At 66.7% G+C, this 19,204-nt stretch carries 16 protein-coding genes; 4 read left to right on the forward strand and 12 right to left on the reverse strand.

The genetic code is table 11. From position 1 onward, the window contains the following. Positions 1–11 precede the first annotated feature (11 nt). Genes ACTG4X_RS23180 through uvrC form a run of 3 tightly spaced genes read right to left on the reverse strand, consistent with a single transcriptional unit; the run spans position 12 to position 3,475 of the window. On the reverse strand, positions 12–899 hold the full coding sequence (locus tag ACTG4X_RS23180; RefSeq protein WP_097198730.1) for a DMT family transporter: 888 nt from the start codon (positions 897–899) through the stop codon (positions 12–14). Next, positions 896–1,462 carry a CDP-diacylglycerol--glycerol-3-phosphate 3-phosphatidyltransferase gene (gene pgsA, locus ACTG4X_RS23185; RefSeq protein ID WP_093051202.1) on the reverse strand — a complete coding sequence of 189 codons (567 nt, stop codon included), beginning with the start codon at positions 1,460–1,462 and terminating at the stop codon, positions 896–898. Before pgsA ends, ACTG4X_RS23180 begins: the two co-directional genes overlap by 4 nt. Positions 1,463–1,510: 48 nt before the next feature. Continuing rightward, entirely contained in the window at positions 1,511–3,475 is a 1,965-nt protein-coding gene (gene uvrC, locus ACTG4X_RS23190; RefSeq protein ID WP_093051205.1) for an excinuclease ABC subunit UvrC, read from the reverse strand. A gap of 142 nt (positions 3,476–3,617) precedes the next feature. Here uvrC and ggt point away from each other — a divergent pair, with 142 nt between their 5' ends. After that, complete coding sequence (gene ggt, locus ACTG4X_RS23195) at positions 3,618–5,660, forward strand: gamma-glutamyltransferase (RefSeq protein WP_093077707.1); 2,043 nt, start codon at positions 3,618–3,620, stop codon at positions 5,658–5,660. A gap of 21 nt (positions 5,661–5,681) precedes the next feature. Here the strand turns inward: ggt and ACTG4X_RS23200 are convergent, their stop codons facing one another. Further along, positions 5,682–7,124, reverse strand: a complete 1,443-nt coding sequence (locus ACTG4X_RS23200) for a M20/M25/M40 family metallo-hydrolase (RefSeq protein ID WP_093051210.1) — start codon at positions 7,122–7,124, stop codon at positions 5,682–5,684. A gap of 86 nt (positions 7,125–7,210) precedes the next feature. On the opposite strand from ACTG4X_RS23200, the gene earP reads away from it, so the two are divergent. From earP to ACTG4X_RS23215, 3 genes are all read left to right on the forward strand, one after another. Continuing rightward, on the forward strand, positions 7,211–8,290 hold the full coding sequence (gene earP / locus ACTG4X_RS23205) for an elongation factor P maturation arginine rhamnosyltransferase EarP (RefSeq protein ID WP_440531991.1): 1,080 nt from the start codon (positions 7,211–7,213) through the stop codon (positions 8,288–8,290). 171 nt (positions 8,291–8,461) lie between these two features. Next, on the forward strand, positions 8,462–9,016 hold the full coding sequence (efp, locus tag ACTG4X_RS23210) for an elongation factor P (RefSeq protein WP_007830687.1): 555 nt from the start codon (positions 8,462–8,464) through the stop codon (positions 9,014–9,016). Between the two features lie 121 nt (positions 9,017–9,137). After that, positions 9,138–10,001, forward strand: coding sequence for a TIGR00730 family Rossman fold protein (locus tag ACTG4X_RS23215; RefSeq protein WP_093051216.1), 864 nt, complete (start codon positions 9,138–9,140; stop codon positions 9,999–10,001). 17 nt (positions 10,002–10,018) lie between these two features. Here the strand turns inward: ACTG4X_RS23215 and ACTG4X_RS23220 are convergent, their stop codons facing one another. From ACTG4X_RS23220 to pncB, 8 genes are all read right to left on the reverse strand, one after another. Beyond that, positions 10,019–10,684 (reverse strand): TetR/AcrR family transcriptional regulator, encoded by a 666-nt coding sequence (locus tag ACTG4X_RS23220; protein WP_440531992.1) that lies wholly within the window; start codon positions 10,682–10,684, stop codon positions 10,019–10,021. 8 nt (positions 10,685–10,692) lie between these two features. Next, entirely contained in the window at positions 10,693–11,148 is a 456-nt protein-coding gene (locus tag ACTG4X_RS23225) for a hypothetical protein (protein ID WP_093051851.1), read from the reverse strand. Between the two features lie 83 nt (positions 11,149–11,231). Further along, positions 11,232–12,761, reverse strand: a complete 1,530-nt coding sequence (locus ACTG4X_RS23230) for an MFS transporter (protein WP_440531993.1) — start codon at positions 12,759–12,761, stop codon at positions 11,232–11,234. Between the two features lie 112 nt (positions 12,762–12,873). Beyond that, positions 12,874–14,037, reverse strand: a complete 1,164-nt coding sequence (locus ACTG4X_RS23235; protein ID WP_093051225.1) for an MFS transporter — start codon at positions 14,035–14,037, stop codon at positions 12,874–12,876. Continuing rightward, positions 14,034–15,419 (reverse strand): DNA recombination protein RmuC, encoded by a 1,386-nt coding sequence (rmuC, locus tag ACTG4X_RS23240; protein WP_440531994.1) that lies wholly within the window; start codon positions 15,417–15,419, stop codon positions 14,034–14,036. The genes ACTG4X_RS23235 and rmuC overlap by 4 nt, the downstream gene beginning before the upstream one ends. Before the next feature lie 20 nt (positions 15,420–15,439). Continuing rightward, a complete protein-coding gene (locus tag ACTG4X_RS23245) occupies positions 15,440–16,429 on the reverse strand; it encodes a 2-hydroxyacid dehydrogenase (protein ID WP_440531995.1) in 990 nt (329 codons plus the stop codon). A gap of 25 nt (positions 16,430–16,454) precedes the next feature. Then, positions 16,455–17,873, reverse strand: coding sequence for a sodium:proton antiporter (locus ACTG4X_RS23250; RefSeq protein ID WP_440531996.1), 1,419 nt, complete (start codon positions 17,871–17,873; stop codon positions 16,455–16,457). 37 nt (positions 17,874–17,910) lie between these two features. Then, complete coding sequence (pncB, locus tag ACTG4X_RS23255; RefSeq protein ID WP_093051236.1) at positions 17,911–19,131, reverse strand: nicotinate phosphoribosyltransferase; 1,221 nt, start codon at positions 19,129–19,131, stop codon at positions 17,911–17,913. Positions 19,132–19,204 lie beyond the last annotated feature (73 nt).

A 19,204-nucleotide genomic window follows, 5' to 3' on the forward strand; every position in this document is an offset into this window, starting at 1 on the left:
AAACCGGCCGCTCAGCGCCCGCTGCGCACCACGAGACTCACGCCCACCGCGGTGAGCGCAATGCCCAGCACTGTCACCAGCGTGATCGGCTCGGAGAACAGCAGCCATGCCATCACTGCCGTGCAGGGCGGCACCAGGTACAGCAGGCTCGTGACGGCCGTCGCCGTGCCGCGCTGGATCAGCATGTAGAGCAGCGAACTGCCGCCTAGCGACAGCGCCAGCACCGACCACGCCATCGCGCCGCCCGAGTACGCGTTCCATTCGATGCCCTGGGACTCCAGCGCAGCGAACGGCAGCGTGACCAGCAGCGCCGCCGCCATCTGCACGGCGCTGGCACTGCGCACGTCACAGGGCGCGACGAAACGCTTCTGATAGAGCGTGCCCGCTGTGATACACAGCAGCGCCATCACCACCAGTGTCATCGTCAGCGCATTGACCTCGGCGCCCTGCCCGAACTTGCGCGACACCACGAGCACCAGCCCCGCAAAGCCCAGCACAAGCCCGGCCCACTGCCGGCCCGAGATGCGCCCGCCGTTGAACGACATCCACACCGCCGTCAGCACCGGCTGGATGCCGACCAGCAATGCCACCAGCCCCGCGCCCATGCCGGCATGCACCGCGGCCCACACGCCGCCCAGGTAGCCCGCTTGCATCAGGATGCCCGTGACCGCAAGGTGCCCCCACTGCGCGCGCTGCTTCGGCCACTCGACCCGCGCCAGCGCGACCCACACGCCGAAGCACACCAGCGACAAGGCGAAGCGCACGGCCAGGAACTTGAGGGGTGGCGCATACGGCATGCCGTAGCGCGCGACGATGAAGCCCGTGCTCCAGATCAGCACGAAGACCGCCGGCATCGCCCGCAGCCAGCCCCCGCCGGGGGCCGTGGCCGCCGAGGTCATTTGGTGCGGGCCCGGATTTCCGGAATGGCCTTCTGCAGGTAGTACACCATCGACCAGATGGTGAGCACGGCTGAGATCCAGATCAGCCATTGCCCCCAGACACCGGTGTCGATCACCTTGAACAGGCGCCCGTCATAGAGCAGGAACGGAATGGCGATCATCTGCACGGTCGTCTTGACCTTGCCGATCATGTGGACCGCCACGCTCTTGCTGGCGCCGATCTGCGCCATCCATTCGCGAAGCGCCGAGATGGCGATCTCGCGGCCGATGATGATCAGCGCAACGAACACGTCGGCCCGGTTCAGGTGCACCAGCACCAGCAGCGAGGCGCACACCAGGAATTTGTCGGCCACCGGATCGAGAAAGGCCCCGAAGGCCGAGGTCTGATTGAGCCGGCGTGCCAGGAAGCCGTCAAGCCAGTCGGTTGCCGCGAAGACGATGAACATGACCGTGGCGATCAGGTTGCGCATCGGCTCGGCCATCGGCAGGTAGAACACACCGACGATCAAAGGGATCGCGACGATGCGCGTCCAGGTCATGATGGTCGGTAGTGTCCAGAACATCGCTTGATTGTGTCATGGCGGAAGTAACCCCCTTCGGGGGTCACGCGCTCAATGCAACGCCTTGTAGATTTCCTCCGCCAGGTCGGAGGCAATGCCCTCGACCGACGCGATGTCTTCCACGCTCGCAGCAGCCACGCCCCGGATGCCGCCGAAGCGCTGCAGCAGCCGCGCACGCCGCTTCGGCCCGATGCCCGGAATGTCTTCGAGCTGGCTGCCGCCGACGCGTACCTTCGCACGCTTGGCCCGCATGCCGGTGATGGCGAAGCGGTGCGCCTCGTCGCGGATCTGGGCCACCAGCATCAACGCGGCCGAGTCCTTGCCCAGGTAGACCTTCTCGCGGCCGTCGGCGAACACGAGTTCTTCGAGTCCGACCTTGCGGCCCTCGCCCTTCTCGACCCCGACGATCAGCGACAGCGGCAGACCCAATTCGCCGAACACTTCGCGCGCCATCGACACCTGCCCCTTGCCGCCGTCCACCAGTACCAGGTCGGGCATGCGTGCGGTCCGGGGCTTCGGCGGCGCGTCTGTGTCGTCGCTTTCGGCGTCACCCGGAGGCAAGGCATCGGTCTCGGCCGCCATGGCCTCTGCCAGCTTGCCGTAGCGACGATGCAGCACCTGGCGCATGGCCGCATAGTCGTCGCCAGGCGTGATGCCCTCGATGTTGTAGCGGCGGTACTCGCGGTTCTGCATGGTGTGGTGCTCGAACACGACGCACGAGGCCTGCGTCGCCTCGCCCGCGGTGTGCGAGATGTCGAAGCATTCGACGCGGAAGTTGTCGAGGTCGTCCGATGCCAATTCGAGCGCATCGACCAGCGCGCGCGTGCGCGCCTGCTGCGAGCCCTCTTCGGCCAGCAGCCGGGCCAGCTGCAGCTTGGCATTGGTCTCGGCCATTTCCAGCCAGTGCCGGCGCTGCTCGTGCGGCTGGAACACCGCCGTCACGCGCGCGCCGGCCTGCTGCGAAATCGCCTCGATCAGCTCGCGGCTCACCTGCTCGCTCAGCACCAGCGTGGCCGGCACGGGCACGTCGATGTAGTGCTGCGCGATGAAGGCCTCGAGCACCTGCACTTCGATCGGGTCTGCGGCAACGGGCGGCGCATCGTCTCCATCGTCGTCAAGTTCGCCGTGATGGATCTGCGCCGCGTCTTCCACATGCACGGGAAAGTATGGCCGGTCGCCCAGGTGCCGGCCGCCGCGCACCATCGCGAGGTTCACGCAGGCCTTGCCGCCTTGCACCTTCACAGCCAGGATGTCCACGTCCTTGTCGGACGCGATCTCGATCGACTGCTGGTGCAGCACGCGCGAGATGGCCGACATCTGGTTGCGCAGTTCGGCCGCCTGCTCGAACTCGAGCTTCTCGGCGTGTGCCGTCATGCGCTGTTCGAGCTTCGAGAGCACGAGTTGCGTGTCGCCCATCAGGAAGGCTTCGGCGCTGGCCACGTCCTGCGCATAGGCCTCGGGCGCGATGTAGCCGACGCACGGCCCGCTGCAGCGCTTGATCTGGTACAGCAGGCAAGGCCGCGTGCGGTTGGCATACACGGTGTCCTCGCAGGTGCGCAGGCGAAACACCTTCTGCAGCAGCTGGATCGATTCCTTCACCGCCCAGGCGGTCGGGTACGGCCCGAAGTAACGGTGCTTCTTGTCGACCGCGCCGCGGTAGTAGGCCAGCCGGGGGAACTGGTGCGACGCGATCTTGAGATAGGGATAGCTCTTGTCGTCGCGAAACAGGATGTTGTAGCGCGGCTTGAGCGTCTTGATCAGGTTGTTTTCGAGCAGCAGCGCCTCGGCCTCGGAGCGCACCACCGTGGTTTCCATGCGCACGATCTTCGAGATCATGTGGCCGATGCGGGTGCCGCCGTGGCTCTTCTGGAAGTAGTTGGCAACCCGCTTCTTGAGGTTGCGCGCCTTGCCCACGTAGAGCACCGCGCCCGCCGCATCGAAATAGCGGTAGACGCCGGGCAGCTGCGGCAGGGCCGCGACTTCGCTTAGCAATTGATCGGAATGCACGTCTGACATGGCGGCTATTGTGGCGCGCGGCACGCGGTGCGGCGCCCGCCTGCGCGCAAACCCCGACGTTGCTGGAATGGAATGTGCTGAAGATGGCTACGGGCGCGAGGAGCGCCCGTGGTTTTTCAACATACCTACCCGGGAAATCCACATGAACAAAAACAACAGACGCGTCTGGTGGGCACTCTCGCCCATCGCCCTCTCGCTAGGCCTGGCGGGCTGTGGTGGCGCCTCCAGAAACGACGCCCAAGACACGGCAACGATTCTTGCAACCATCGCCGCGATCAACGCGGCCAACCAGCCGCCCGCTCCCGACAACGGCTGCCTCACCTCGACAGGCAATTCATCCGTGGTGGTCGGCTCGGGCGACGCAGGCGACCCGGCTGCACCCGAGGCGGCGTCGGGCTATGCGCCGGGCCACAAGCTGGTGTATGCCAAGACTTACATGGTGGTGGCCAACCATCCGCTCGCCACCCGCGCCGGCTGCGACGTGCTGAAGGCCGGCGGCAGCGCCGTCGATGCGGCAGTGGCCGTGCAGGCCGTGCTGGGCCTGGTCGAGCCGCAATCCAGCGGCCTGGGCGGCGGCGCCTTCATGCTCTATTACGACGCCGCGACCAAGAAAGTGCAGGCCTACGACGGCCGCGAAACCGCGCCTGCCGCCGCCAACGAGAACTACCTGCGCTACATCGACCCGACCGGTGCCGACACCACGCCGCCCCTGCCCGGCGGCGCGCGCGCCAGCGGCCGCTCCATCGGCACGCCCGGCGCAGTGCGCATGCTCGACCTCGCCTACCAGGACCACGGCAAGCTGCCGTGGAAAGACCTCTTCGGCTACGGCATCACGCTGGCCTCCGACGGCTTCCTGATCGGCGGACGCATGGCTGCCGCCATCTCGTCGTCGGCCACGAGCCTGAAGCGCGACGCCGAAGCCACGGCCTACTTCTTCAACGCCGACGGCACGCCGAAGGCGCTGGGCACGCGGCTGCAGAACCCGGCTTACGCGAAGACGCTGACCACCATCGCCACGCAGGGCGCCAACGCCTTCTACACGGGCGACGTCGCCAAGGGCATCGTCGACAAGATCGGCATCACCACCGCCGCGAACGACGGCTCGGCCATCACGCCCGGCATGACCACGCTGACCGACCTGGCCAACTACAAGGCCAAGCGGCGCGACCCGGTCTGCGGCACCTACCGCGACTACTACGTGTGCAGCATGTCGCCGCCGTCCTCGGGCGGCATCGCGGTGGTGGCGAGCCTGGGCATTCTCGAGACCTTCAACATGGGCCTGTACAAGCCGACCGCCATCGACATCGAAGGCGGCAAGCCGACCGTGATGGGCGTGCACCTGGTGAGCGAGGCCGAGCGCCTGGCCTACGCCGACCGCGACAAGTACGTGGCCGACACCGACTTCGTCCCGCTGCCGGGCGGCTCGGTCGACACGATGATCAACAAGCCCTACCTGCAGAGCCGCGCCAGCCTCATCAGCCTGACGAAGAGCATGGGCGTCGCGCAGGCCGGCAACCTGGGCGCGGTGCCGCTGGGCATCGACAAGACCGAGGAGCACGGCACCACGCACTTCACCATCGTCGACAAGCAGGGCAACGTGGTCTCGATGACCACCACGGTGGAAAGCACGCTGGGCTCGTTCCACATGACGCAGGGCTTCATGCTGAACAACCAGCTCACCGACTTCTCGGCCAATCCGAACGACACGGTCGACCCCAGCATCAAGGTGGCCAACCGCGTCGCGCCGGGCAAGCGCCCGCGCAGCACGATGGCGCCGACGCTGGTGTTCAAGAAGCAGAGCGACGGCAGCATGGGCGAATTCGTCATGGGCACCGGCTCGCCCGGCGGCGGCACCATCATCCAGTTCGTCGTGAAGACGGTGGTCGGTGCACTCGACTGGGGGCTCGACGCACAGCAGGCCACCTCACTGGTCGACTTCGGCGCCTCCAACAGCGCGACCACCAACGTCGGCGGGGAGCATCCGAACATCGACGCGACGAACTCGGGACTCAACGATCCGCTGGTCGCCGGCCTGATCGGGCTCGGTCACAAGGTGTCTGTATCGGCGCAGTCCAGCGGCGTGAGCACCGTCATCCGCACCAGCGTCGGTGGCAAGACGGTGCTGACCGGCGGCGCCGACCCGCGGCGCGAAGGCATCGTGCTGGGCGATACCTTCACGCCCTGAGGGTCTTGAAGGCGCCGCTTACTACTTCGCGAGTTCGCTGACCAGCCGATACAGGAACTCGCGGCCGTCGTACAGCCGCTGGATCTCGATGCGCTCGTCGAGCCCGTGCGCCCGCGCATCGGCCGGCTCCAGGAACATGCCGGTCACGCCATACATCGGGATGCCCGCGTTGCGCATGAAGCGGCTGTCGGTGGCACCAGTGCTCATGGCGGGCACCACTGGCACGCCCGGCCACATCTGCTGCGTGATCGACTCCACAGTCTTCACGAGGTCGCCGTTCAGCGGCGACGCCGGGCTGCGCAGCGGCTTGCCCAGGTTGCGCACCACGATCTTGTCGTTGCCGATGGCCTGGGTCAGCAGGCGCTCCACTTCCTCGGGGTCGTCGTGCGGCAGGATGCGGCAGTTGACCGTGGCCTTGGCCGATTGCGGCAGCGCGTTCTCCGCGTGGCCGGCCTGCACCATCGTCGCGACGCAAGTGGTTCGGAACTGTGCGCTGTAGGCCGGGTTGGCCGACATACGCTCGATGACTGCGGGATCGGGATTGCCGCTGCCCACCGCGCGCATGTCGTCGGCCAGCTGGCCGGTGGCGAACGGTGCGCTGCGCGCGAAGTAGGTCTTGGTGACGTCCGCAAGCTTCACCGGAAAGCTGAAGTTGCCCAGGCGCTCCAGGCCCGCCGCGAGCGCATAGATCGGGTTGTTCTTCGTCGGCACCGAGCTGTGGCCGCCCACGTCGCGCGCCTCCAGCATGTAGGTGGTGTACATCTTCTCGGCCACCTGCATGCGGTGCAGGTTCGGCTTGCCGCCGCGCAGCTCGCCGCCTCCACCTTCGTTGATGCCGAACTCCGCCTGCAGCAGCTCGGGCTTGTTGTTGATGAGCCAGAAGGCGCCGTTGCTGAGCGCATCGCCGCGCTCCTCGTCGGCGGTCAGCGCGAGGATGATGTCGCGCTTGGGCTTGAAGCCCTCCTGCTTCAGTTGCCCCACCACGGAGACCAGTGCCGCGGCCATCGCCTTGTCGTCGATGGCGCCGCGGGCGGTGAAATAGCCGCCGGTTTCCTGCAGCTTGAAGGGATCGGTCTTCCAGTCTTCGCGGCGGGCTTCGACCACGTCGATGTGGGCCAGCAACAGCAGCGGCTTCTTGCTGCCGTCGCCCTTGAAGCGCAGCACCAGGTTGCCCTTCTTCGGGAAGGGTTCGAAGATCTGGACGTCGCCGGGCGCGAAGCCAGCATCGACCAGGCGCTTTTCCATGGCGCGTGCGGCCACGGTGTTGTCGCCCACCGAATGGGTGGTGTTGATCTCGATCAGCTCTTTGTAGATGTCGTGAAAACGCTGCTGCTGCGGTGTGAGCGCAGGAGCCGAAGTCTGGGCCGACGCACCGGCCATGCCGCACAAGGCCAGCGACAGGGCGAGCACGGTTCTCGCGGAACGAAAGGACAGGGGCGAGCGGCGACGGGTCTGCATCCTCATGGGTTCTCTCTCCGGTGGTGGTTGTGCCGTCAGCATAGCAAGCACGGCCGGCAGCCTAGCCACCGAAGACGGGCACACTCGCGGCCATGCAATCCAGGCAATGGGACATCTTCTGCAAGGTCATCGACAACCATGGCGACCTCGGCGTCTGCTGGAGGCTGGCCTGCCAGCTGGCAGCGATTGGTGAACGCGCGCGGCTGTGGGTCGACGACGCATCGGCTCTGCTCTGGATGGCACCTTCGGGCCATGACGGCGTGGAGGTGATCGACTGGCTTGATCCCGCCGCACTTCAGGCGGCCGTGGCAGGGCCGGCGCCCGATGTGCTGATCGAAGCCTTCGGCTGCGAGCCGGCGCCGGAACTGATCGCCCGCTTTGCCGAAGGGCCGGGCCTTGCATGGATCAACCTCGAATACCTGTCGGCCGAGCCGTATGTGGAACGGCTTCACGGGCTGCCTTCGCCGGTGTTCAAGGGCCCTGGCGCCGGGTTGACGAAGCGCTTCTTCTATCCGGGCTTCACCCCCGCTACGGGCGGACTGCTGCGGGAACCCCATCTGATGGAACGCCGGGCGCGTTTCGACCGCACGCAGTGGCTGGCTGCACAGCAGATCCCGTGGCAGAACCACGAGCGGCTGGTGTCGCTCTTCTGCTACGAACCACCCGCGCTGGCCGCCCTGCTGGCCCGGCTGGCAGAAGGCCCGGAGCCCACGCGCCTGCTGGTGACGGCGGGCCGTGCCACGCAGGCAGTCCAGGCATGCTTTGCGAGCACGCCATTGCCCCACGGGCGCGGTGCGCTATCAAATTCATACCTTCCCCACCTCGCGCAGCCCGATTTCGACCACCTGCTGTGGGCCTGCGACCTGAACTTCGTTCGCGGCGAAGATTCGCTGGTGCGTGCCCTCTGGGCCGGCGCGCCGCTGGTCTGGCAGATCTACCCGCAGGACGACGATGCCCACCACGTCAAGCTGAATGCCTGGCTGGACTGGCTCGGCGCCCCGCCCTCGCTGCGGCTTTTTCACCACGCCTGGAACGGCTTCGGCGACAGCGCCCTGCCCGCACTGGAAACGCAGGGCCCGTGGCGCGAAACGGCCCTGGATGCCCGCACGCGGCTGCTAGCGCAGGACGATCTGGTCACGCAACTGCGGAAACTGGTCGCCCAAAAAAGCTAAAATAGTGGGCTTTGCGGATTTCGGCCCGGATCTCATCGATCCGAGATGCTCTCCGCTAAACCTGCCGCGGGACCTGTACCGCGGGGCCAGACATAGCGGCAAACGTCCAAATAATCGAGACGGTCGCCGATGGCCCCGTGCACCGAGCGGCCAACATCCAGAGACCCTGTTATGAAAATCGCTCAAGAAATCCGCGCCGGCAACGTCATCATGCACGGCAAGGACCCGATGGTTGTCCTCAAGACCGAATACAGCCGCGGCGGCCGCAACTCCGCCACCGTGCGCATGAAGATGAAGAGCCTGATCGCCAACTTCAACACCGAAGTGGTCTTCAAGGCCGACGACAAGATCGACCAGATCGTGCTCGAGAAGAAGGATTGCACCTACTCCTACTTCGCCGACCCGATGTACGTCTGCATGGACGCCGACTACAACCAGTACGAAGTCGAAGCCGAAAACATGGGCGACGCCCTGAACTACCTCGAAGACGGCATGGCTGTCGAAGTGGTGTTCTACGACGGCAAGGCCATCTCGGTCGAACTGCCGACCAGCGTCGAGCGCGAAATCACCTGGACCGAACCCGCCGTCAAGGGCGATACCTCGGGCAAGGTGCTCAAGCCCGCCAAGATCGCCACCGGCTTCGAAGTGCCGGTTCCCCTCTTCGTCTCGCAAGGCGACAAGATCGAAATCGACACGCGCACCGGCGAATACCGCAAGCGCGTCTGAGTCTCGGCTTCACCGCTGACCATCACCCTCGAAAAAGGCTCCGAAAGGAGCCTTTTTTGTTTGGTGGGCATGGTGGTTGCAACGCTGCACAATCTCCAAGGTACTTCTGTCTGGTTTCCCCATGAACAACACGCACAACATTCACGACAAACGCCTGGCCGATGCCTGGGCCACGCTCCGGTCCCATGCCGACCAGGGCCTGCCGCTCGACCCCGATCCCTCGCGCATCGCCTTCGCCGACCCCGAGTTCCTGCTGCGCCGCGAGACGCGCGGCATCCGCATGCAGCTCGAGCTGATGAAGCCCGACATCGAGCAGCGCGCCCATGGCATCGAGAACACCGTGGTGGTGTTCGGCAGCGCCCGCTTTCGCAGCGAGGAAGACGCCGCCGCCATGATCGCCCAGGCCGATGCCAGCGGTGACGCAGCAGCGTCCGAGCGCTGGCGCCGGCTCGCGCGCAACTCGCACTACTACGAGAAGGCGCGCGCCTTCGGCAAGCTGGTCGCCCAGTACAGCAACGACAAGGAACCGCAGGACAAGCTCTTCGTCTGCACCGGCGGCGGCCCCGGCATCATGCAGGCGGCCAACCGCGGCGCGCACGAGGGCGGCGGCCTCTCCGTCGGCCTGGCCATCGCGCTGCCGATGGAAGAAGAAGCCAACCCGTACGTCACGCCGGCGCTGAGCTTCAAGTTCCACTACTTCGCCATCCGCAAGATGCATTTCATGATGCGTGCGAAGGCGCTGGTGGCGTTCCCGGGCGGCTTCGGCACGCTCGACGAGCTCTTCGAGGTGATCACGCTGGTGCAGACGAAGAAGTCGAAGCCGGTGCCGATCGTGCTGTTCGGCTCGGACTACTGGAAGCGGCTGATCGACTTCGACTTCCTGGTCGAAGAGGGCGTGATCTCGCCGGGCGACGTGAAGCTCTTCGAGTACGTCGACGCGCCGGAAGACGCGTGGAGCGCAATCAAGCGCTTCTACAAGCTCTGACTTGAACCGCGCCGGCTTCAGTCGGCGCTGTCATCCTCGGCCGGATGCAGCGCCTGCTCGAGGAATCTCGTGAGCGTGCGCGCGCGGCGCTTGCGCTCCGCCTCGCCGGTCTGCCCCACCGCCACCGCGTCGTCGGCCACGCCGTGCAGCGCATTGAAGAGGATCACGGCCGTGAGGGTCGCGTCCTCCACGTCCCAGAAGCCGGCGGCATCGCCCTGCTTCAGCAGCCCGACCAGTTGCGTGATGACCGCGTTGTCGTTGCGCATGCGGCGGTCTTCGGGCCGGTACTCGTGGAACACCACGTCGTGCAAGGCGACGTTGTCCAGATAGGTTTCGAGCCCCGTTTCGACCCAGGCCTTCAGGCGCTCGTGGTAGTTGTCGGGCCGATGGCGGTCCATGGCCTCCTGCAGCCGCGCGCAGAAGGTGTCGACAAAGCGCTGCTGCAATGCGCCGAGCATCGCCTCCTTCGACGGGAAGTACAGATAGAAGGTGCCTTTGGCCACCTGCGCGCCGGCCGCGATGTCGTCGATGCTGGTGGTGGCGATGCCCTTCGCGATGAAGAGGCGCTCGGCGGCGTCCATCAACGCGGCGGCGCGCGTTTCGGGTGCCTTGGTGCGGCGGCGGGGCGCGGCCTCTCCCTCGGGAGATGTTGGAATCGTGACGGTGTCGCTGCTCTTGACCATCGGCTGCCTCAGGAAACGGCTGCCGCCAGGCGGGCCGAGCGGATCGCCGCACGCACAGCCGCCAGATCGAAAGGCAGGCCGCGCGGCGCCATTACGCGCTCGCCGAGCCACACCAGTGCGTCGTCGGCGTCGGCAAAGATGCTGGCGGGCACGCCGAAGAGTTTCTCGACATTCATCTTGCGCATTTTCTCGTACTGGTCGGCGGGCACCACGCTCGCCATGCCCATCATATGGCTGCGGATGTCGGCGCCGCGCTCCTGCAACCATTGCCTGGCGCTCTGCGCGCTGCCTTCGGGGTGGGCCAGCGCATCGGCGTCGGCGAACACGCGCAGCGAGGCGAAGGGTTCGCCGCGGTCGAGCCAGCGGTTCCAGTCCTCGGTGAAGGCCTGCATGCCTTCGAGTGTCTGAAGCCCGGCCGAGACGCTGATGACGAGGGGCCATTGGCTGAGTTCGTGATGGGTCATGAAAAGCTCCTTGGAAAAAATCGAACGAAGACGCGCACGAAAGCGCACCGGCACGTATGCGGCGGGCATGGCTGGACGAAGCCTCAGGCGCGCGCGGGCAAGGCGGCGGCGCGGGGCCGCACGCTCACGAGCAGCCCCGCCGCCAGCAGGCCGGCAATGCCGGCGCAAGCCACGGCGGCGTGGAAGCCACCGGCCAGCGCGCTGGTCAGGAGGCTGTGCGCGGTGGACGCATCGAGCGAACTCAGCGCGCTCAAGTCGTGCCTGCCCACTGCCGCAGCGGCAGCCTGCCGCGCGTTGGCCAGGCCCGCCTGCCCGAGCGCATCGGCAAGCAGCGAGGTGGCGCGTGTGCTCATCAGCGTGCCGAGCAGCGCGATGCCGATCAGCATGCCGGCCTGGCGCAGCGCGTTCATCGTGGCCGAGGCCATGCCCGAACGCTGTGCCGGCACCGACGCCATCACGGCCGTGCTCGTGGCCGGCACGGCAAGGCCGGTGCCCGCGCCGAGGAACACGAACAGCAGCGCCAGCAACGCATAGGACGTGTCGGCGGAGAACAGCGTCAGCAGCAGCATCGCGCCGCCGATGAGCCCGTAGCCCGCCACCATCAGCGTGTGCACGTCGAAACGTTTCGCGAGACGGCCGAACTGCGAGGCCACGACGCCGGTCGCAACGAACTGCGGCACCAGCCGCCAGCCAGTGTCACTGGGCGACCAGCCCTGCACCTGCTGCAGGAACAGCGAGAAGAAGAACAGGCTGGCGTACGCCGAGAACCCGAGCACGAACGACGCGAAATTGGTGACCGAGAAGCGCGCATCGCGGAACAACCCGAGCGGCAGCAATGGCCGCGCCACGCGCGCCTCCACCATCAGGAACAGCGCGAGCCCGATGGCGGCCGCCGCCAGTGCGCTCGAGGCCTGCACCGAACTCCAGCCATGCTCGCCCGCCGCGATCAGCCCGTAGGTCAGCGCGCCCAGCCACAGCACGCTGAGCACCTGGCCGACCGGGTCGAGCGCGGCATGCTCGGGATGCGAGCTTTCCTTGATGCCCCAGAGCCCCAGCCCCACCGTCAGCAGCCCGATCGGAATGTTGATGAGGAAGATGCTCTGCCAGCCCGCATGGTCCACCAGCAGCCCGCCGAGCAGCGGTCCGAGGACCAGCGACAGCGCCGAGAACGACGACCAGCCGCCGATCACCCGCGCCCGCGCGACCGGCTCCGGAAACGCATGCGCCAGCAGCGACAGCGCGCCTGGAATCATCAGCGCGCCGGCCACGCCCTGCACCGCCCTGCCCGCCAGCAGGATCGGCAGGCTGCCGGCCATCGCGCACATTGCCGAGCCGATGGTGAACACGGCCACGCCGGCCAGCCACGCGCGCTTGCGGCCGTAGCGGTCGCCCAGCGGCCCCGCCGACAGCATGAAGGCCGAGAGGCACAGCGCGTAGATGTCGATCACCCACTGCAACCCGGCGAGGTCGGTGGAAAGCGCCCGCTGCAACGTGGGCAGCGCGACGTTGACGATGCTCACGTCGAGCGTGGCGATGAAGCTGCCGAGGTACACCGCGGCAACCAGCGCGAGACGGCGGCGCGGGTCGGCCGCAGCCTGAATGGGGGAGTCCATGGACGCCTTCAAGGTCGTTGAAGAAGGCGCCGATACTGACTTCAAGTCAGTAAATTGTCAAACAGATGAGAATTAATCGCATTTGAAACGTGGATTTGGCACCCTCGCCCCGTCAGACCTTGAGACCCCAGGTCGCGCGCGCACCAATCGCCACCACGCCCCCAACCACCCAGAACACGCCACCGATGCCGATCAGCGCGCCGAGCGAGCCGAACAACATCGGCATTGCCACGCTCGACGCATTGATGGTCATGAGCCGCAGGCCCAGCGCCTCGCCATGGCGGGTGTGCGGCGTGATCTGGTGGAGCATGCTCATCACCATCGGCTGCACCGCACCCAACGCAAAGCCGAGCACCACCGAGCAGATGCCCATGGTCCAGGCCGAGTCCAGCAGCGGATAGATCGCGAACACCATCGCCGTGACCGCCGTCGAGCTCAGGATCACGCTGCGCTCCGATGCCCGCGACGCAATCACCGGCAGCACCACGCGGATGACCGCCGCCGCGATGGCGAAGGCGCCCAGGATCGAGCCGATCACCGAAGCGCTGATGCCCCGGTCGTGCCCCAGCACCGGCAGCACGAAGGCGTGTACGTCCCAGCTCGACGACTGCAACCAGTTCACGAACAGCAGGCGGCGGAACATCGGCTCGCGCAGCAGGTCCCAGGCGCGCGTCGGCTTGGCGCCCGCCACCGGGGCGGTGGGCGGCGGCTCGTGCGCGCCGCGCGCGAGCATCCAGCAGAGGATGGGCAGCGCCGCCATCACGGCGAAGCAGATGCGGAACGCGAGCATGTCCGCAGGCGCACGGCCCGCATGGTCGATCAGCATGCCGGCCAGGAACGGCCCCACGAAATTGGCCACGGCCGGCGCGATGGCGAGCCAGCTGAAAACGCGCTTGAGCTGCGTCGGGTCGTTGGCCGAGCGCCCCACATGCCGCTGCAGCGCGATGACCGTCGCTCCCGTGGCGCCGCCGGTCAGCAGGGCCGCGACGCACATCACCGGAAAGATCGGGAAGATCACCACCAGCCCCGCGCCGACAACCGCCGCGATGACCGACAGCCACAGCGGCCGCTTGAAGCCGTATCGATCGGCAAAGCGCCCTGCCGGCAAGGCGAGAAAAACCTGGGTCAGCGCAAACAGCGAGATCAGCACGCCGACCGCCAGCGCGCTGTACCCCTGTTGAAGTGCCAGCAGCGGCGTGGCGAGCCGCATGCCGGCCATGGTGGCGTGCAGGCACACCTGGGCGCCGATGACACGCAACAGTTCGGAGCCTTTCACGGGGTGTCTTCGCCCTCGCTGTCGGATTCGGCGTCAGTGCCAGCCGTGGGCGGCAGCAGCGCCTGGGCCTGCGCCTCGGGCAGCGCCTCGACCTTGCGCAGCGCCAGGCGCATCTGCCGGGCGCGCGTGTCGGCCTTGTCGAGCGTGTCCGAGGCCTTGGCCACCTGCTCCTTGATGCGCGCGACCCATTCGCCATAGCGCTCGAACTCGGTCTTCACCGCGCCCAGCACCTTCCAGACCTCGGACGCCTGCCGCTCCAGCGCCAGGGTGCGAAAGCCCATGTGCAGGCTGTTGAGCATCGCGAGCAAGGTGGTCGGGCCGGCCAGCGTCACGCGATGCTGGCGCTGCACCGCATCCATCAGGCCGGGCCGGCGCAGCACCTCGGCGTAGAGGCTTTCGACGGGCAGGAAGAGGATGGCGAAGTCGGTGGTGTGCGGGGCCGCGAGGTAGTTGTCGGCAATCGACTTGGCCTCGGTGCGGATGCGCGCTTCGAGCGCCTTGGCAGCCAGCTCGGCGCCCCCGGCATCGGCTCGTTCGTGCGCATCGATGAGCCGCTCGTAGTCGTCGCGCGGGAACTTGGCGTCGATGGGCAGCCACACCGGTGCGCCGTCATCGCCGCGGCCCGGAAAGCGGATCGCGAAATCGACGCGCTGCCCGCTGCGCGGCTTGGTCTCTATCTGCTTGGCGTACTGGTCGGGCGTGAGCACCTGTTCGAGCAGCGCTTCGAGCTGCACCTCGCCGAAGATGCCGCGCGTCTTCACGTTGGTCAGCACGCGCTGCAGGCTGCCGACGCCCACGGCCAGCGTCTGCATTTCGCCAAGGCCCTTGTGCACCTGTTCGAGCCGGTCGGCCACCTGCTTGAAGCTTTCGCCGAGGCGCGCTTCGAGCGTGCTCTGCAGCTTCTCGTCGACGGTCTTGCGCATCTCGTCGAGCTTGGCGGCGTTGGTCTGCTGCAGCTGCGCGAGCTGCGTTTCCATCGTCTCGCGCACCTCCGACAGGCGCCGTGCGTTCGATTCGCTCAGGCCCTGCAACTGCGTATTGAGCGTGTCGGCCAGCGTCCTCTGCAGTGACGCGATCTGCAGCGAGAAGGCATCGAGCTGCGCGTTCTGCGTGCGCGTGGCCTCGGCGCCCTGCTGCACCAGCGCCTGCTGGAAGGTGGCGAAGGCCTGTGCGGTTTCCTGCCGCGCACCGCGCGAGCTTTCGCCGATGTCGTTGCGCAGCTCGCGCTCGGTGCGCTCGTTGGCCGAGCCCAGCGCGGCCAGCACGCGCAGCAGGTCGCTGTGGTCGGCCGGGGCCTGCTGGCGGGCCAGCAGCCAGATCACCAGCACGAGCTGGATGACCGCGAGTACGGCCAGTGCAATAAGAACCAGTGAAGTGTCCAAGGTTGCGGTATCGCCTCTGCCTATTTGCCAGGCACTGGCGTCACGGGCGTCACGGGCGTCAGCGGCCCCTTGCCGCCGAAGTACGCGATGAGGTTGTCCGCCGCGAGGTCGGCCATGGCGCGGCGCGTGGGCACGGTGGCGCTGGCGATGTGCGGTGTCAGCACCACGTTGGGCACGGTCAGCAGGTCGGGATGCACCTTGGGCTCGCCCTCGAACACGTCGAGGCCGGCGGCGGCAATGCGCCTTTCGCGCAGGGCCACGGCCAGGGCCGCGTCGTCGACGATGCCGCCGCGCGCGATGTTGACGAGCGTAGCGGTCGGCTTCATCAGCGCGATCTCGGCCGCACCGATGGTGTGGTGCGAAGCCGGCGAGTAAGGCACCACCAGCACCACGTGGTCGGCCGTCTTGAGCAGCTCTTCCTTGCTCACGTAGCTGGCCTTGCATTCGGCTTCGAGCGCCGCGTCGAGCTTCGAGCGGTTGTGATAGATCACCTTCATGCCGAAGCCGTGCGCGCCGCGCTTGGCAATGCCCTGCCCGATGCGGCCCATGCCGATGATGCCCAGCGTCGAGCCGTGGATGTCGGAGCCCGCGAACATGTCGAAGCTCCACTTCTGCCACTTGCCCGCGCGCAGGAAGTGTTCGCTCTCGGTGATGCGGCGTGCCGTGGCCATCAGCAGCGCAAAGCCGAAGTCGGCGGTGGTCTCGGTCAGCACGTCGGGCGCATTGGTGCCGAGCACGCCGTGCGCGGCCATCGCATCGACGTCGAAGTTGTTGTAGCCCACAGCCATGTTGGCGCAGATCTTCAGGTCGGGGCAGGCGTCGAGCACGGCGGCGTCGATGCGCTCGCTGCCGGTGGTGAAGGCGCCCTGCTTGCCTTGCAGCCTGGCAATCAGTTGTTCCTTGCTCCAGCTCTCGTCCGACTGGTTCGACTCGACCTCGAAATGCTGCGACAGGCGTTCGATGGTCTCGGGAAAGATCGCGCGCGCGACCAGGATCTTGGGCTTGCTCATGATGTTGTCTCTCTGCGAAGGAAGGTCAGCGGAAGAAGATGAAGGTGCAAATGACGAACAGCGGAACCAGGATGGCCACCGACCACGCCATGTAGCCGAAGAAGCTCGGCATGCGCACCCCGCGGCTCTCGGCGATGGCCTTGACCATCAGGTTGGGCGCGTTGCCGATGTAGGTGTTGGCGCCCATGAACACTGCGCCAGCCGAAATGGCAGCCAGCGTGGAGGCGTAGGTGGTCATCAGCGCCGCCGGGTCTCCGCCCGCGGTGTTGAAGAACACGAGGTAGGTCGGTGCGTTGTCGAGGAAGGAACTCAGCACACCGGTGGCCCAGAAGTACATCGCCGGATCGGGCTGGCCGTCGGCGCGCGTCACGGCCGAGACGATGGCGCCGAACGGGCCCTGCGTGCCGGCCTTGAGCATCGCGATCACCGGGATGATGGTCAGGAAGATGCCTGCGAACAGCTTGGCCACTTCGGCCATGGGCTCCCATTCGAACTGGTTGTCGGCGTGCACCTTGGGCGCGGTGAGTTTGTACGAGACCACCGCGATCAACGCCAGCCCCACGTCGCGCACCAGCCCCGGCAGGCCGACCTCGGTGCCGAACACGTCGAAGGCCACGGGCGATTTCCAGAAGCCGCTGAGCAGCACCAGCACGACCACGCCGCCCAGCAGCCAGAAGTTGGCAGCGCCGTCGAAGCCGATGCCGTGCGTGTCGGGGGTCGGATCGACCGGCATCACGCCTTCCTTGCGGTAGTAGTGGCGGTCGATGGCATAGAACAGCGCCAGCAGCACGCCGAGGATGAACAAGGTTTCAGGCAGGATGTTCTGCGCGGTCCAGAAGAAGCCCACGCCCTTCAGGAAACCCAGGAACAGCGGCGGATCGCCCAGCGGCGTGAGCGCACCGCCCGCGTTCGACACGATGAAGATGAAGAACACGATCACATGCACCTTGTGCACGCGGTTGTCGTTGGCGCGGATCAGCGGCCGTATCAGCAGCATCGATGCGCCCGTGGTGCCCATGAAGCTCGCAAGCACCGCGCCGATGGCGAGGATCGCCGTGTTGAGGCCGGGTGCGCCATGCAGGTTGCCGCGAATGTGGATGCCGCCCGCCACGGTGAACAACGCCGTCAGCAGGATGATGAACGGGATGTACTCGGCCACCAGCGCGTGCACGAGTTGAACGCCGGCAAGCTGTACGCCGAAGGCCGCGGCAAAGGGCAGCAGGAATGCCAGCGCCCAGGCGGCAGAGATCTTGCCGTAGTGGTGGTGCCAGAACGCAGGCGCGAGCAGCGGAAACAGCGCGATCGACAACAGGATGCCGGCAAACGGCACGCCCCACAGCGGCGAGAGGCTGCCGCCGTCGAAGTCGGCGGCCGAAGCCAGGGCGGGAAGAAAAAGCAGCGGCAGCGACACTGCGGCCGCCTTCAGTCGAATCGTTTTTTGCATGGGGGGCTGTACCGTACCAGACAGGTCAGTACAGCCTTCAAGCCGGAGGTTGTTCGATTTCGAACACCTGGCGCAGGTACGCCAGGTATTTTTCGTCCTCGCACATGTTCTTGGACGGCGTGTCCGACAGCTTGGCCACCGGCTGGTCGTTGCAGTGGATCATCTTGATGACGATCTGCAGCGGCTCATAGCCCAGGTCGTTGGTGAGGTTGGTCCCGATGCCGAAGGCCAGTTGGCAGCGGCCGCGGAACTGCTGGTACAGCTCGATGGTGCGCGGCACCGTGAGGCCGTCGCTGAAGATCAGCGTCTTGGTGCGCGGGTCGACCCGGTTGGCGATGTAGTGCGCCAGCATGCGCTCGCCCCACTGGAACGGGTCGCCGCTGTCGTGCCGCGCGCCGTCGAAGAGCTTGCAGAAGTACAGGTCGAAGTCGCGCAGGAAGGCGCTCATGCCGTACACGTCGGACAGCGCGATGCCCAGGTCGCCGCGGTACTCGCGCGCCCAGCTCTCGAAACCGAAGATCTGGCTGTCGCGCAGCCGCGGGCCGAGCGCCTGGCAGGCCTGCAGGTATTCGTGGGCCATGGTGCCCAGCGGGATCAGGCCGAGCTTCATCGCGTACAGCACGTTGCTGGTGCCCGCGAGCTGCGGCAGCCGCGTGCCGGGCGGTGCCTGCACCGGCGGCGAGGTGACGGCGCCGAGGCGGGCGGTGAGAGTGCGCAGCACCTCTTCGTGCCAGTCCTTGGAGAAGCGGCGGCGCGTGCCGTAGTCGGCGATCTTCAGGTCGGCGAGGCCGGCGTCCTGCAGCTGCGCGATCTTGGTTTCGAGGCGGCGACGGCCTTCGGCGATGTCGGGCTTCTTCTGCGTGTTGCGGAAGTAGACCTCGTTGACGATGGCCAGCACCGGGATCTCGAACAGGATGGTGTGCAGCCACGGCCCCTTGATGCGGATCTCGAGCTCGCCCGAGGGCTGGGGAATGATGTTGATGTACTTCTCGTTGAGCCGGAAGAGCCCGAGGAAGTCGACGAAGTCGCTCTTGATGAAGCGCATCGAGCGCAGGTAGGACAGCTCGGCATCGCGGAACTGCAGCGAACAGAGGCTGCGCACCTCGTCGCGGATCTGGCCCGCGAACTGGGCCAGGTCGACACCGGGGTTGCGGCACTTGAAGCGGTACTCGACCCGGGCCCCCGGGAAGTGATGCAGGACCACCTGCATCATCGTGAACTTGTAGAGGTCGGTGTCGAGCAGGCTGTGAATGATCATGGTGCTGGGCGCGGTGTCTCAAACTTTTCGGCGGCCGTTCGATTATCACGGGGCGCGTCGGCCTCTGCCTACG

It is taken from the genome of Variovorax sp. YR566 (genome assembly GCF_051992195.1).
Classification (GTDB): Bacteria; Pseudomonadota; Gammaproteobacteria; order Burkholderiales; family Burkholderiaceae_C; genus Variovorax.

Coding starts and splice junctions, on each gene's coding strand:
- ACTG4X_RS23180 (WP_097198730.1), bottom strand. CDS start 899: ATGACCTCGGCGGCCACGGCCCCCGGCGGGGGCTGGCTGCGGGCGATG.
- pgsA (WP_093051202.1), bottom strand. CDS start 1,462: ATGTTCTGGACACTACCGACCATCATGACCTGGACGCGCATCGTCGCG.
- uvrC (WP_093051205.1), bottom strand. CDS start 3,475: ATGTCAGACGTGCATTCCGATCAATTGCTAAGCGAAGTCGCGGCCCTG.
- ggt (WP_093077707.1), top strand. CDS start 3,618: ATGAACAAAAACAACAGACGCGTCTGGTGGGCACTCTCGCCCATCGCC.
- ACTG4X_RS23200 (WP_093051210.1), bottom strand. CDS start 7,124: ATGAGGATGCAGACCCGTCGCCGCTCGCCCCTGTCCTTTCGTTCCGCG.
- earP (WP_440531991.1), top strand. CDS start 7,211: ATGCAATCCAGGCAATGGGACATCTTCTGCAAGGTCATCGACAACCAT.
- efp (WP_007830687.1), top strand. CDS start 8,462: ATGAAAATCGCTCAAGAAATCCGCGCCGGCAACGTCATCATGCACGGC.
- ACTG4X_RS23215 (WP_093051216.1), top strand. CDS start 9,138: ATGAACAACACGCACAACATTCACGACAAACGCCTGGCCGATGCCTGG.
- ACTG4X_RS23220 (WP_440531992.1), bottom strand. CDS start 10,684: ATGGTCAAGAGCAGCGACACCGTCACGATTCCAACATCTCCCGAGGGA.
- ACTG4X_RS23225 (WP_093051851.1), bottom strand. CDS start 11,148: ATGACCCATCACGAACTCAGCCAATGGCCCCTCGTCATCAGCGTCTCG.
- ACTG4X_RS23230 (WP_440531993.1), bottom strand. CDS start 12,761: ATGGACTCCCCCATTCAGGCTGCGGCCGACCCGCGCCGCCGTCTCGCG.
- ACTG4X_RS23245 (WP_440531995.1), bottom strand. CDS start 16,429: ATGAGCAAGCCCAAGATCCTGGTCGCGCGCGCGATCTTTCCCGAGACC.
- ACTG4X_RS23250 (WP_440531996.1), bottom strand. CDS start 17,873: ATGCAAAAAACGATTCGACTGAAGGCGGCCGCAGTGTCGCTGCCGCTG.
- pncB (WP_093051236.1), bottom strand. CDS start 19,131: ATGATCATTCACAGCCTGCTCGACACCGACCTCTACAAGTTCACGATG.